Raw genomic sequence first — 14,286 nt, forward strand, 5'->3', positions numbered from 1 at the left:
CAACCAGATATGAAAAAGTCATTAATCGTCACCCTCACAATATTTGCCATCGCAGGCTTGATAGCCTTTACCTTATTCAGAAATAAGAAAAAAATTGAAGCCAATAAAGTAGTAGTAGACCGTTCTGTTATTCCTGTTTCAGTTTCAACAGCCAAAGCTCAACTATTACCTTTTGATGGAAAGGTATCATTGCCAGCTACCTTAGAATTAAGTAATGAAGCAACCATTGCCGTAGGTATCCAAGGTAAAATTCAAAAATTAACCATTGATATTGGCTCACGTGTTGCCAAAGGACAGATTGTCGGTACACTAGATAATCGTTTGAAAAGTATTTCTTTGAAAGCTAATGAATTAACACTTTCTAAACTTGAACAAGATTATGCTAGAAACAATGATTTATACAAAGGCAATGCGGGGACAGAATTGAGCGTGGTGAATGCTAAATATGATGTAGAAAACACTCGTCTACAAATAGAACAAGTAAAACAGCAAATTGAAGACGGCAATATTATTTCCCCGATTAGTGGCGTGGTTACTGCTCGTAAATTAGTTGCTGGTGAATATGTAAGTCCTGGGACAGTCATTGCAACTGTGACAGATGATATTCACTTAAAGACAGTCGTTTTTGTAAATGAAAAAGATGTCTATCAATTACGTTTAGGACAAACAGCTAAAGTTACCTCTGATGTATTTCCAAATAAAAGCTTCTCAGGTCAAATAAAGTTTATTTCACCAAAAGGGGATGAAAACCATAATTATCGTGTAGAACTCCTATTGAATACCAACGTACTCCGTGCGGGTACTTATGTAATGGTTGATTTTGATTTAGGCAGAAAAGCAACTTTACTACAAATTCCTAAGCTAGCCTTAGCAGAAGGTACGAAGAATCCATTTGTATATGTAGTAGAAGGCAATTCCGCTGTACTCCGTAAAATTACTGTTGGTCGTGAGATAGGCGAAAACATAGAAGTGATTAGTGGCTTAGTAGCTGGTGAAGAAGTAGTTACAAGTGGACAAATCAACTTGGCCAATGGCAGTAAAATTACCAAAACCACCAACCAATAATTTTAAGAAATATGTCAATTACTGAAATAGCCATAAAACGACCATTACTGATTACAGTAATTTTCGTGACGTTGATTTTATTTGGTTTTGTAAGTTATAAACAACTGAATTATAATTTATTACCCAAGTTTGAAGCTAACGTAATCATCGTTCAAACAACGTATCGTGGTGCGTCGTCTGAAGAAGTACAAAATGCAATCACCAAACCTGTGGAAGAAGCCGTTTCGGCCATAGAAGGGGTAGATAAAATTTCGTCGTCATCATCTGAAGGTGTATCATTGATCACCATTCAATTGAAAGCAGGGATTAATACACTGAATGCGCAAAGAGATGCTGAAAGAAAGATTAATCAAATTAAATCAACGCTACCTGATGAGATAGACGACCCCGTAGTGAGTAGATTTAATACCGACGAAATACCTGTATTAAGGATAAGTGCTTCGGCAAAAATGTCGGAACCAGCTTTGTACGACCTTATTGATCAAAAGTTAAAACCGATTTTATCAAATGTGCCAGGTGTAGGAACAGTTCGATTGATTGGAGGTAATGAACGAGAAATTCAGATTACTTTTGATAATGATAAACTACAAGCCTACAATATTTCGTCGGCACAGGCAAGTCAATTGATTGCCAATAGTAATAGTTCCTATCCAGCAGGTAGTGTATTGAATAATGAAAACAGAACTTCTATACGTCTGGATGCAAAAATTGTAAAAGTAGAAGACCTTCGTGAACTAATCGTTCGCCAAAATGCTGACGGTAGTAGAGTTTTATTAAAAGACATTGCCATCATTACAGATGCACAAACAGAAACCAAAACCCTTAACCGAAATAATGGTAAGGCTGGTATAGGGATTGAAATTGTAAAACAAGCCGATGCTAATGCTGTAAACGTAAGTAAACTGGTAAAAGAAAAGTTGAAAACGATTCAAGTACAGTATGCCAGCAAAGGATTTAGCTATGATATTGCCGCTGACCAGTCTATTTATACGCTTGCTTCTGCAGATGCAGTAATACACGATTTATTTCTGGCAATTATCATCGTAGGTTTAGTAATGTTGTTCTTCTTACACAGTTTCCGAAGTTCAATATTTGTATTGATTGCTATTCCTTCGGCCATGATTCCGACGTTCATTTTGATGTACTTATTCGGATTCTCGCTCAACTTAATGAGTTTGATGGGGCTTTCTTTGGTAGTTGGTATTCTAGTAGATGATAGTATTGTGGTATTAGAAAACATCTATCGTTACCTCGAAATGGGTAAATCAAAGATGGATGCGGCTATTGAAGGGCGTAGTGAAATTGGATTTACTGCTATTGCCATTACACTAGTAGACGTTGTGGTATTCCTACCACTTTCAATGAGTGGAGGATTGATTGGAAATATTCTTCGTGAGTTCTCTTTGGTAGTAGTATTCTCTACATTAATGAGTTTATTTGTTTCTTTCACGCTTACTCCTTTGTTGGCATCGCGTTGGGGGAAAATAGAAATCCTCAGTGAAGATACCCTTTGGGGAAAAATAAACCTTGGTTTTGAACGCTTTTTAGATGGGCTGAAAGAAGATTATGGTACTATCTTGAGATGGACGTTAGGACATAAACGCTATGTACTTATCGGTATTATCCTGATGTTCATTGGGTCGATTGCATTATTGGCGAAGGGCTTTATTGGGTCATCATTTGCAGGGTCAGGCGACCGTGGAGAGTTTTCAGTACAATTAGAAATGTCTCCGCAAACACCACTAGCACAAACCAATTTAATGGTAAAACAAGCAGAAGCCATTTTATTGAAAAAGCCAGAAGTAACCAAAGTGTTCTCTAATGTTGGTACACAAACTGGAGCCGTGGGTACAGGTAGTGCTAATTCAAACATCGCAGAGCTTTCGGTTACATTAGTAGACAAGGAGCATCGTAAAATTTCTACAGATGCGATGGGAATGTTGGTGCGAGATGAAATATCAAAAATACCAGGTGTAAAAGTTGTTGTTCGCCCTACTTCACTGACTGGTGGTAGCGAAGCGCCTATCCAAGTAGCGATTAAAGGCACAGATATGGATAAGATTTTGGAAACAGCTAAAATTGTGAAAGAAGTTGTTCGTAAAACACCTGGTACTGACTATGTAGAATTTAGTACTAAAAGTCCGAAAACGGAAATTGCCATTAATCTTGACCGTGAAAAAATCACGAAAGCAGGTTTGACAATTCCTGAGGTGGGTTTGGCAGTACAATTAGCTTTTAGAGGAAACGACCAAAGCAAATTCAAGCAAGGAGGAGAGGAATATCCGATTAATATCTCTTTAGAAAAATCTGATAAGCGTTCTATCGAAAATGTGAGAGAGTTGACGCTTAGAAATAGTCGCGGAGCAATCATTCGTTTAAAAGAAGTAGCCAATGTTAGCGAAATTGTAGGACAAGCTGTGTTAGAGCGTTCAGACCGTATGAATTCTATCAAAGTAACAGCATCAACTGTGGGACGTGCCACGGGAACTGTTGTAGCGGATATTCAAAAAACGTTAAGTACTGTAAAACTACCCGAAGACATTATTATTGAATACCAAGGAGAAGCACAACGCCAAGCAGATGCTTTTGGTAGCTTAGGTTTAGCCATGTTATTAGGTATCTTATTGGTTTACTTAATCATGGTGGCGCTGTACGAAAGTACTATTTATCCATTTGTAGTATTGTTTTCTATTCCTGTTGCTTTGATTGGGGCATTGTTAGCCTTGGCTTTGACGATGGAATCACTGACAATTTTTGCTATCGTAGGGTTGATTATGTTATTAGGGTTAGTAGCCAAAAATGGTATCTTAATTGTAGATTTTACTAATCACCTGAAAGAAAAAGGAATGTCTGTAACAGAAGCTTTAATAGAAGCAGGGAAAGAGCGTTTACGTCCTATTTTGATGACTACCATCGCCATGATAGCAGGGATGTTGCCGATTGCATTAGCCAGTGGTTCAGGAGCGGAAGTAAAAAATGGGATGGCTTGGGTAATTATAGGAGGCTTGACTAGTTCGCTATTATTAACTCTGTTGTTAGTACCAAGTATGTACTACATCATCGAGAGCCTTAAAAATAGAGTCTTGAATTGGAGAAGCAAGAAAGCAAACAATTAGTAGGATAATAAAGTATTATTTTTCTAGCGAAAGCTTTCCTTAAAACGTCATTAATCCTTTTTGAGTATTAGTCTTAAAAAGGATTAATGACGTTTTTATTAGTTGTATATAATATTATACTATGACTTTTAGTTATAATATGACTTGAATAAATAGTGCCTTTAAGCAACGCTTCATCATGTGTTTTAGATCGAATAATTACTTCGGGATAATATATAGATAACAATAGATAAAAAAAATCGAACATTTTTTCTCTAAATGTCTGATTATGGCGACACATTAAGTAAAGTGATTAGTTAGACGAGGGGAAATTATGATATAATGTATAATAAAGCATCTAATGCTAAAAAAACAGGATAAAAAAAATCTTAAGCTTGTTACTTTTGTCTTTTCTTTCGTTTAAATATTGTGCAATACTATATTTAAGTAGTGTTATAGTCATTATTGGATAGAATTAATTGAAATAATGGGCTATTTTTTGAGTTAGATATTAACAATTGATAATAAATGGCAAGTTTATTGCTAATAAATAAGAAAAATATAATTCAAATTTGAATTAACAAGTTATTGTTATAAGTTTGTTATTATCATTTAGTTTAGGTTTTATTTAATTCTTTCAAGTGAAGATCAATTTAGCTGTTTACTTATTGGGTAAATAGTGATATCTATAATTTCAAATAGGTTTTTAGCAAGAAGAGTTATGCTCTTCAAACTCGAAACCATATTTTGGTGTGTTAGTGATACATTTTAGCGAACCTTATTAAGGTTCGCTAAATTTTTTTAGCCCAATGCTACTTTTTCCCCTCTTATTTTCCTGACTTTCTTTTGCCTTTCGTAATTATTTTAATCCTTTTGTATAAATCAAAAAATATTTTACCATAGTACCTTGCATCACATAGTACCTTTTTATATCTTTGTTCAAGCTTTAATGCACAAGCTTTATACATTGGGTAATGAAACAACAGTTAGTAAGCCATTTATTCAATATAAAAAGCCTGCATCACAGCCTACAACCAATCGCTTATCATTCAGAGTTGAACACTTTGAGACCAACAATATAAACAGAACATATACATATGGATTTAGAAAATGCCAAAGTGCAGATGCGGAAAGGAATTTTAGAATTTTGTATCCTGCACATCATTTCCAGAGGAGAAGTTTACGCCTCTGATATGCTTGAGGAGCTAACTTCGGCCAAAATAATGGTTGTGGAAGGAACGCTTTATCCTTTGCTTACTCGGTTAAAAAACTCGGGATTATTAGATTACAAATGGGTAGAGTCGGTATCAGGGCCTCCAAGAAAATATTATATCCTTACAGATACTGGAAGAACATTTTTGGTTCAGTTTGGCGAGACTTGGAGTGAATTACAAACATCTGTCAATCAAATAATTCATGATTCTTTTCATCACCATAACAAAGAATCAGAGCAGGAAGGGGTTTAAGAAAATAGTCTAAATACCGACCAGACAAAACTAATAATAGCATTTGGGTATTAACTCATATATTCATTCAAACATGAAAAAGACCATATCAATCAATATTGCAGGCATAGTTTTTCATATCGAAGAAGACGGCTTCGAGCGATTAAATGCCTATCTGAAATCTATTCAGAAATATTTTGCTTCTTATGAAGGTTCAAAAGAAATTGTTGCAGACATCGAGGCCAGAATTGCAGAAAAATTTTGGACAAAACATAAAAGTGAAGACTCTCAAGTAATTACCATTGAAGACGTAGATGGCTTAATTGCCTCAATGGGTTCAGTGTCAGATTTCGCTGCCATCGAAGAAGATGAAGACTTTGCTGTTGGTGGTCAGAAAAAAGAAGAGCCTAAAGAAGAGAAAAAACAAGAGGAATATCAAGAGCGTAAAGCGCATACTTATGAAAATAATAGGTTTGCTTCAGGTGATAGAAAACTCTACAGAGATGTTAAAAGAAAACTATTAGGGGGCGTTTGTGCAGGACTAGCCCATAATTTAGGTTTTGACCCACTTTGGATTCGCCTAACATTTTTGTTTTTCTTATTGGGCATTGGCCCTATTACAGCAGGAATATTAAGCGGCGTAACATTCGTGTTATACATCGCTTGTTGGATTGCTTTCCCTGCTAATGCTGCGTTGGAAGAAGACGAAAGAATCCGTAAATTTTACCGTAATCCAGACGGCAAAGTAATGGGTGGCGTAGTAAGCGGTATAGCATCTTACACAGGTTGGGATTTAGGCATGCTTCGTTTTGTATTTGTACTTAGTATTTTCCTTTTTGGGTCAGGTGTTGTATTATATTTAATACTATGGGCGATAGCACCAGAAGCTAAGTCTTTGACAGATAAAATGCAAATGTCGGGCGAACCTATTACGCTTGAAAACATCGAATCAAATATCAAAAGAACCTTGCATTCGGAAGATAAACCAGAGGATACCCTTACTAGAATCCTATTATTACCTTTCCGTGTTATTTCGCAAGTATTCAAAGCATTGGGGCCATTCACCGTATTTTTAGCATCCATTGCTAGAATCTTTGTGGGAGGGATGATGACTTTCTCGGGAGTAATATTTATCATAGCACTTTTCTTTTCGCTTTTTGTAGGCTTGACAGCATTAGAAAATGGCAATGTATATATCGGTGACCATTTGCCTGTAGGGTTGATTGCCCGTGATGCTTCTCCATTATTATTTTTAGGCGGTTTCCTAACGTTGGCAGTTCCCGCATTTGTAATAGCTTGTGCAGGTATTTCATTGGTAATTCGCCGAAACCTTTTCAATGCAATCATTTGGCAAAGCTTACTAGGGGTGTTTTTGATTGGCTTACTTAGTACAATGTACACGGGAGTAAAGTATGCTAAAAACTTTGCAAAAACAGCCTCTATTGAAGAAAATGTAACGTTTAACTTCAATCAGAGAACACCTATTTTTGATATCAATTATACAGGATTGGATCAAGACTGGGAGCCTTCTGTTGAGCTAATTGGCTATGATGGTGCTGACATTAAAATAGAGAAAATTTTCAGAGCAGATGGTGCTGACAAAAAAGATGCAGAAACCAATGCAATGGCTGTTACGTATAATATTGTTCAGAAAGACTCTGTTTTGAAATTTGATGACAGATTTGAATTCAAAGATGATGCTCATTTCCGTGACCAAAGAATCAGAATGAAAGTATATATTCCTTATGGAAAAACGTTCTCGATGACTCGTGGCTTTGCCAGTTTTGTGGATAATAATTTTGATGGTGGATATTTTGACGAAAGTACTGGAGATTTATTCAAGGGCTCAATCTGGAAGTTTACCAAAGACGGAGACCTTATTTGCGAGAACCGTTTCCCAAAAAGAAATACTTACAATGATTCTGATGACGAACAACACGGTTTTCCTGATGGCGTATCAATTCAGACTTTGCCCTTAAAAGATTTTGAAAACATAAGAGTCAACCTGTCTGGTATATCAAATGTATTGGTAAATCAAGCAGATGAGTTCAGTGTTGAAGTAAGTAGCGCTGGCGAAAATGCCCTTGAAAAATTAAAATATACGGTGTCTGATGGAACATTGATTATTGAAGCTAAAGACGGACAAAAGCCAAGTGATATTTATGATATCCACATTAGCATGCCAAGGTTAAAAGGCTTTACGATTAAAGGTGGAGTAGGTACTAGCAAAATAAAGAATTTTGACGGAGAAGAACTTTTTGTTGACCTTGCCAATGGTGTAAAACTAAAGGTTAGCGGAAATTACAACAAATTGAAAGCTAAATTAGACAACGAATCAAAATTAGAATCATTCGATTTGGATGTTGTCAGTGCTACTTTAGAAGTAAAAGGCACAGCTTCGGCAGAAATCAATGTTCGTGAAAAACTAGATGCCAAAACTGTAGGCTTCGGTTCTATTCGTTATCGTGGCGAACCTTCAGTGAATCGTTCAGTTCAAGAGGGCGGTTCTATTGAAAAAGAACAAGACTAATAATAGCAGTTTTATCATAATACTAAACCTTTCATAAAAAAAAAGAATAAGCGTGCAACCTTTGTAGCATACATTGCATCTTAATAAAAAATAAAAACAACAAAGACATGAATACTAAAACCTACTTTCGTAACACTTTATTATTGAGTTTTTTATTAGGAATTGCCAACGTAATGTTTGCTCAGAATACCAAAGAGTTTTCTTTGAAAGGTTTTGATAAATTAGAAATGTCAAGTGCTTTTGTAATTGATGTTAAGTATGGTAGTGGATTTAAAGTAGTAGTAGATGCTGAACGTTCGGAAGACCTTGATGATTTAGATGTAAGATTGAGCGGAAGTACACTTATCGCTAAATACCGTGAAGGTAAAGGCGGTTGGAAATGGAATAATAACCGTAAGAAAGTATCCTTCACGATTGTTATGCCTAATATAAAACAAGTGGATTTCTCGGGTGCTACTAGATCTAAAATCTCAGGTTTCAATGATTTAGAAGATGTTACGTTGAAATTTTCAGGAGCCGCCAATACTGAAATTAATATTAATGCCGACAAAGTAAACTTAGATTGCTCTGGAGCATCTAGGGTAAAATTGAACGGTAAAACCTCTAAGCTTAACTTTGACCTTTCTGGTGCAAGTAATGTAGATTCATACAACTTTGTAGCAAGAGATGTAGATGCTGAAGTTTCTGGTGCAAGTTCTGCTAGAGTAAACGCTAGTAAAACATTGAATGTAGAAGCAAGTGGCGCTTCATCTGTAAGATACAAAGGTCAGCCATCAGTAAGATCTGATGTGTCTGGTGCTTCATCAGTAAAGAGTGGAGAGTAAACATTGAATGAATAAATACTTAAACCCCGCAAGTGTTGCAGAACTCTTGCGGGGTTTTGTGTGTTAAAAAAACAGATAAACTTGTTTTATTAAAAGATGACAAGTGTCTATGTAAAATAAATGATGTTGTTGAGTGAATTAAGGTACTGCTGTCAGAATCGCAGTGACGGACGACTCACCACTCACAATTCACAATTATTACTTATATGCAACATTACGATTTGGTTATTATTGGTGGAGGGCCTATTGGTTTGGCTTGTGGATTAGAAGCCCAAACAGCTGGATTAAGCTATGTAATTTTAGAAAAAGGGTGTCTGGTAAATTCGCTTTACAATTATCCTTCAAACATGACTTTTTTTAGTACTTCGGATAGACTTGAAATTGGCGATGTGCCTTTTGTGTCAAATAATGCTAAACCAACTCGTTCTGAAGCGTTAGAATATTATCGGAGGGTGGCTATTCATCGGAAATTGCATCTAAAGCTTTTTGAAGCTGTTGAAAAAATCGACAAGTCGGATGAAAAAGAAGATATTCTCTATACCATTAAAACTACTAAAAGCGAATATCAGGCACAGCATATTATTATTGCTACTGGTTTTTATGATATTCCCTATTTGATGAATGTTCCTGGTGAAGACTTGCCAAAAGTAACTCACTATTATGAAGAACCCCATTTTTATGCTTTACAAAATGTAGTAGTTGTTGGCGCCAATAATTCTGCGGTTGATGCTGCCTTAGAAACATGGCGAAAAGGAGCAAACGTAACCATGGTTATCAGACACGATGAAATAGGGAGTAGGGTAAAATATTGGGCTAAGCCAGATATTGAAAATAGAATCAAAGAAGGTTCTATCAAAGCCTATTTCAATTCAGAGGTTGCTAGTATTCGTCCACATGAAATAGACATCCAAACGCCCGAAGGAATCGTTACGATTGAAAATGATTATGTCATTGCGATGACGGGTTATCAACCTAACTTAGATTTTTTACGTAAAATAGGGATTACTTTATCAAATGATGAAATACTAAAACCTACGTATAATGATGATACACAGGAAACAAATTTGCCTAATGTATATTTAGCAGGAGTAATTTGCGGAGGAATGAATACGCACTCTTTATTTATTGAAAATTCAAGGATTCATGCTACTAAAATTCTACAAAAGATAACTGGAAAAGTTATTCATAATGCCAACTACTAATCACTGTTTTTGATAGCTTCCTCCCGAATACACCTATAAAGAAGGTGAGAAAGTAGGTTAAATCAGCAATAAATTTCATAACCATTACTTAGAAAAGGCATTATTTGTTTGCCTTTTCTAGCTTCGTTAAATTGAGTCCTCAAAAAATTGTCATTCACCGACACACTTCTGTATTTGGTCGAAAATTGTCTGAATCTAAGAGCCGACCGTGCAATTTTTGTGTTCTAATAGTGTCTAATCGATAATTTTTGTGGGTTTTCCACTTATCTCAAATTCAATCCATTTGTACTTTTTTAATTCTTACAACAAATTATTTACTCCAACTTTGCTTCTAATTAAAGAAAAGAGCGAACATTTTAAAAATATATTTATGAAAAAAATATTATTATCCTTAACGTTATTTAGCCTTATCTGTACCAACCTTTTTGCTCAATTTCCAGTAGGAGGAATGGGCGGAATGGGTGGCGGACGTCCCAAAGAAGCTACTGCTATTCCGGGAACGGCTCAAGCTGCGCCAAAAGGGTCAGCAAAAATTACTGGTTATATAATCGACTCCTCGGCTACTAAAGCTGTTGAATTTGCGAGTGTGGCATTATTAGCGAAAGCAACTAACAAACCTGTTGATGGAACAGTTTGTGATGATAAAGGTAAATTTACGTTAGTAAAAGTTGCTACTGGAGACTACGTATTGGCTATTTCATTTTTGGGTTATCACTCAAAAAGAATTGATGTGAAAATTGAGAACAAAAACGATGACATTGATTTAGGTGTGATTAAATTAAACCAAACAAGTCAGGTTTTGCAGGAAGTAACCGTAGAAGGTCAGCGTGCTTTGATTGAAGACAAAGTTGATAGAATGGTTTACAATGCTGAAAAAGATGCAACCAACAAAGGTGGAGATGCAACAGACGTATTAAGAAAAGTACCTTCGTTATCAGTAGATTTAGATGGTAACGTTACGCTTCGTGGTAGCCAAAACGTAAAGGTATTAATCAACAATAAGCCTTCTACGATTGTAGCGAGTAGTATTGCAGATGCCTTGAAACAAATTCCATCAGATATGATTAAGTCGGTTGAAGTAATTACTTCGCCTTCTGCTAAGTATGATGCTGAAGGGTCGTCAGGGATTATCAACATCATTACTAAGAAGAATACTTTACAAGGATTGACATTGAATTTAGATAGTAGTGTAGGTATTCGTGGTGGTAACTTATCGTTGAACGGAAACTATAGAAAAGGAAACATGGGTTTCTCGTTAGGTGGTTTCGGACGTGCTAACTATAATGTAAGTGGTGAGTTTGAAAATACACAACTAGCTAAAGCTGATGGAACAATTACTAAACAAAGTGCTTCAACGAGAAACAACGGTTTATTTGGGTCTTATCAATTTGGATGGGATTGGGATATTAACAAAAATAACTCAATTACAGCTTCAGCTCGTTATGGCGCAAGAAATCAGAATACTTTCCAAGATGCATTATCTACCAATATTATCAGAACAAACGGAAGCAATACATCTACTATCCGTGATGTAGAAACGAAAGATAATTCTGGAACGATAGATTTAAACGTTGACTATACGCATACGTTCAAAAAACCTCAGCAAGAATTTAGTTTGTCAGCACAGTATAGCCGTAACGACCGTAAAAATAATTTTACGAACATTATTTATGGTTTATCTGACTCTTTAGTTCAATTAGGTAGAAACCGTATTTCGAATATCAACCCAAGTTATAACCAAGAAACTACGCTTCAAGCAGATTATCAATCACCAATTGGTAAAACACAAATGATTGAATTTGGTGGGAAAGGAATTTTCAGAACAGTAAATAGTACATTTACTCAAGTTGGAAACAATGGAGCATTAGATTACGACCAGAACATTGCAGCATCTTATCTTTCTTATACTTTAACAACTAAGAAAAAATATAGCTTCAAAGGTGGTGTACGTTATGAACATACTGACATCAATGCAATTCAAACAACGGAAGGTGGAGCAAAAAATAATATTGATATTCCAAGCTACGGAACATTGGTACCAAGTTTCAACGTATCAAAAAGCTTGAAAGGTGGAACTACTTTGAAATTGGCCTATAACCGTCGTATTCAAAGACCATCATTACAGTTCTTAAACCCGAACCGTAATGCTTCTAACCCTTCAAACGTTACAGAAGGTAATCCAAACTTATCGCCTGAATTCACAAACAACTATGAATTTACGATAAATACGTTCTTTAAAAATACGTTCTTGACTACAGCATTGTTTATGCGTAATACTACAGGTTCTATCCAAAGTATTCGTACGAATGAAGTAGACGCACAAGGTAGACCATTCCTTTTAACTTCTTACCGTAACATTGGTAACGAAGATGCTTATGGAATGAACTTGTTTGGTAATGTGAATATCTCTAACAAATTCCAATTGGGTGGAGGAACTGATATTTACTACGCTGTTTTGAATAACAACAACCCTGACCCATTGTTGAATGCTAAAAACCAAGGATGGGTAGCAAGCTTTAGAATGTTTGGTAGTTATAACCTTTCTAAAGGATGGGGCTTACAAGCATTCTCGTTCTATCGTGGTAATCAAGTACAATTACAAGGTAGCCAAGGTGGTTTCGGAATTTATAGCTTAAGCGTTAAGAAAGACTTCGCGAACAAAAAAGGAAGTATTGGTTTTGGTGCTGAAAACTTCTTTACACCAGGAGGTTTCAAGATTAATAATAGCATCGAATCTTCAACGATTTCTCAGCAAAGTACTACTACTTTACGTAACATGAACTTTAAAATTAACTTCAGTTATCGTATTGGTAAGATGTCTTTTGATGCTCCTAAGAAGAGAAAGAAATCTGTTAATAACGACGATTTGAAAGATGGTGGCGACGGTGGCGGAAACGGCGGTGGTCAGCAACAACAGCAAGCAGCTCCAGCAGCTACTGGTGGTGGACGTCCAAGATAATCATAGCATTATATTAGAAACAAAAAAGCGACTTTGAGCAATCAAGGTCGCTTTACGAATCAAGGTAAATATGGATATTAAAATCTGGACCATAGTCTCCTAAAAAATAAAAAAGCCTATCAGAGATTTGTTCTTTGATAGGCTTTTTATCTATTAGCTACATCTTTTATTGATAACTAAACGGAAAGTTTTTGCTTTATATTGTTTACAAATTCTATTGAAACTCCCGCTATATCAGCTATTTGTTCGATAGACAAACTCATTTTTGAAAGCAGGTTTTTAACAAATTTGGTTTGTTCTTTTTCTCTCGCTTCTTTTTGTCCTCTGATATAGAGATAATCATTCTCTGCATCAATATATTTTGCCATATTTTGTATCATATCATCAAATTTTATATCTAATTTACGAAGTTTCGACAATACTCGCAATTGTCTTAAATATTTCTGAAACGTTAACTGATTATTTGTAGTTTCTTCGAGTCTATGTATAATTTGATTAAGAGCATTCTCTGGTTTTTCTTTCCCAAAATCGCTTAATATTGCCAAAATAACCTCTTCTGGATTATCAGATATTAAAAATCTTAAATAATCAAACTGGGTAATATTGATAAGCTGATATTGGAAGTAGTTACCATCTTCTGATAATACATTTTTCATTTTTGGCTCTCCACTTCCAATAAAAATAACGTATTGTCTAACAGGAAATTGATATTTAGATTTAAGTAAAGCCCAATAATCTATCATTCTGTAAATCATCTTAGAATAATCATCAACTTGAAATTCAAGGTGCAAAATGAATTTTTGACCAATTGGGTCTGTAACAATCCGTAAAGCATCAGCCTCTTTTTCTTTGGTTTGTTGTAATTTCTCTTTAATAATTACTGATTCCTGTACATTGAATCCCAAAATACTATTCATTAACGCAGGAATAATGCTTTCTATATTTTCTTTTACAATTTTATCATATTGATTGCCTTCCTGTTTAGAGTTTTTTCTTTCCATTAGTATATGTATAAAACCTTAACAAAGTTAAAAATTGCGAATTAAAAACCAAAGCCTAATTGACAAGTAATCAAGTACTTGAAAAACTAAGGTAAGGACGAGAATAAATTCAATAAACGCTGAAATCTTCTAATACGTGCTATTTAAGCAAAAATTCTGTTTTTG

At 35.3% G+C, this 14,286-nt stretch carries 8 protein-coding genes; 7 read left to right on the forward strand and 1 reads right to left on the reverse strand.

Annotation, left to right across the window (positions count from 1 at the left end; genetic code table 11):
- The first annotated feature begins 9 nt into the window (after positions 1–9).
- From AC1RNE_RS16710 to AC1RNE_RS16740, 7 genes are all read left to right on the forward strand, one after another.
- Entirely contained in the window at positions 10–1,065 is a 1,056-nt protein-coding gene (locus tag AC1RNE_RS16710) for an efflux RND transporter periplasmic adaptor subunit (RefSeq protein WP_492802392.1), read from the forward strand.
- Positions 1,066–1,076: 11 nt separating this feature from the next.
- On the forward strand, positions 1,077–4,181 hold the full coding sequence (locus AC1RNE_RS16715; protein WP_492802394.1) for an efflux RND transporter permease subunit: 3,105 nt from the start codon (positions 1,077–1,079) through the stop codon (positions 4,179–4,181).
- Positions 4,182–5,257: 1,076 nt separating this feature from the next.
- Positions 5,258–5,626: a PadR family transcriptional regulator gene (locus AC1RNE_RS16720; protein WP_492802395.1), complete on the forward strand. Its 369-nt coding sequence runs from the start codon at positions 5,258–5,260 to the stop codon at positions 5,624–5,626.
- A gap of 73 nt (positions 5,627–5,699) precedes the next feature.
- Positions 5,700–8,135 (forward strand): PspC domain-containing protein, encoded by a 2,436-nt coding sequence (locus AC1RNE_RS16725; protein WP_492802397.1) that lies wholly within the window; start codon positions 5,700–5,702, stop codon positions 8,133–8,135.
- Between the two features lie 107 nt (positions 8,136–8,242).
- Positions 8,243–8,959 (forward strand): head GIN domain-containing protein, encoded by a 717-nt coding sequence (locus AC1RNE_RS16730; protein WP_492802398.1) that lies wholly within the window; start codon positions 8,243–8,245, stop codon positions 8,957–8,959.
- Between the two features lie 206 nt (positions 8,960–9,165).
- Positions 9,166–10,161 (forward strand): YpdA family putative bacillithiol disulfide reductase, encoded by a 996-nt coding sequence (locus AC1RNE_RS16735; RefSeq protein WP_492802400.1) that lies wholly within the window; start codon positions 9,166–9,168, stop codon positions 10,159–10,161.
- Between the two features lie 370 nt (positions 10,162–10,531).
- A complete protein-coding gene (locus AC1RNE_RS16740; RefSeq protein WP_492802402.1) occupies positions 10,532–13,120 on the forward strand; it encodes a TonB-dependent receptor in 2,589 nt (862 codons plus the stop codon).
- A 176-nt stretch (positions 13,121–13,296) separates the two neighbouring features.
- On the opposite strand, the gene AC1RNE_RS16745 is transcribed toward AC1RNE_RS16740, so the two are convergent.
- Positions 13,297–14,121: an RpnC/YadD family protein gene (locus tag AC1RNE_RS16745; RefSeq protein ID WP_492802404.1), complete on the reverse strand. Its 825-nt coding sequence runs from the start codon at positions 14,119–14,121 to the stop codon at positions 13,297–13,299.
- Between the last annotated feature and the right edge of the window lie 165 nt (positions 14,122–14,286).

This window comes from Arcicella sp. GW822-FHT02H01 (genome assembly GCF_058802005.1).

Excerpts from the sequence above, each read along its gene's own strand:
- AC1RNE_RS16745 (WP_492802404.1), bottom strand. The coding sequence starts at position 14,121 with ATGGAAAGAAAAAACTCTAAACAGGAAGGCAATCAATATGATAAAATT.
- AC1RNE_RS16715 (WP_492802394.1), top strand. The coding sequence starts at position 1,077 with ATGTCAATTACTGAAATAGCCATAAAACGACCATTACTGATTACAGTA.
- AC1RNE_RS16740 (WP_492802402.1), top strand. The coding sequence starts at position 10,532 with ATGAAAAAAATATTATTATCCTTAACGTTATTTAGCCTTATCTGTACC.
- AC1RNE_RS16710 (WP_492802392.1), top strand. The coding sequence starts at position 10 with ATGAAAAAGTCATTAATCGTCACCCTCACAATATTTGCCATCGCAGGC.
- AC1RNE_RS16735 (WP_492802400.1), top strand. The coding sequence starts at position 9,166 with ATGCAACATTACGATTTGGTTATTATTGGTGGAGGGCCTATTGGTTTG.
- AC1RNE_RS16720 (WP_492802395.1), top strand. The coding sequence starts at position 5,258 with ATGGATTTAGAAAATGCCAAAGTGCAGATGCGGAAAGGAATTTTAGAA.
- AC1RNE_RS16725 (WP_492802397.1), top strand. The coding sequence starts at position 5,700 with ATGAAAAAGACCATATCAATCAATATTGCAGGCATAGTTTTTCATATC.
- AC1RNE_RS16730 (WP_492802398.1), top strand. The coding sequence starts at position 8,243 with ATGAATACTAAAACCTACTTTCGTAACACTTTATTATTGAGTTTTTTA.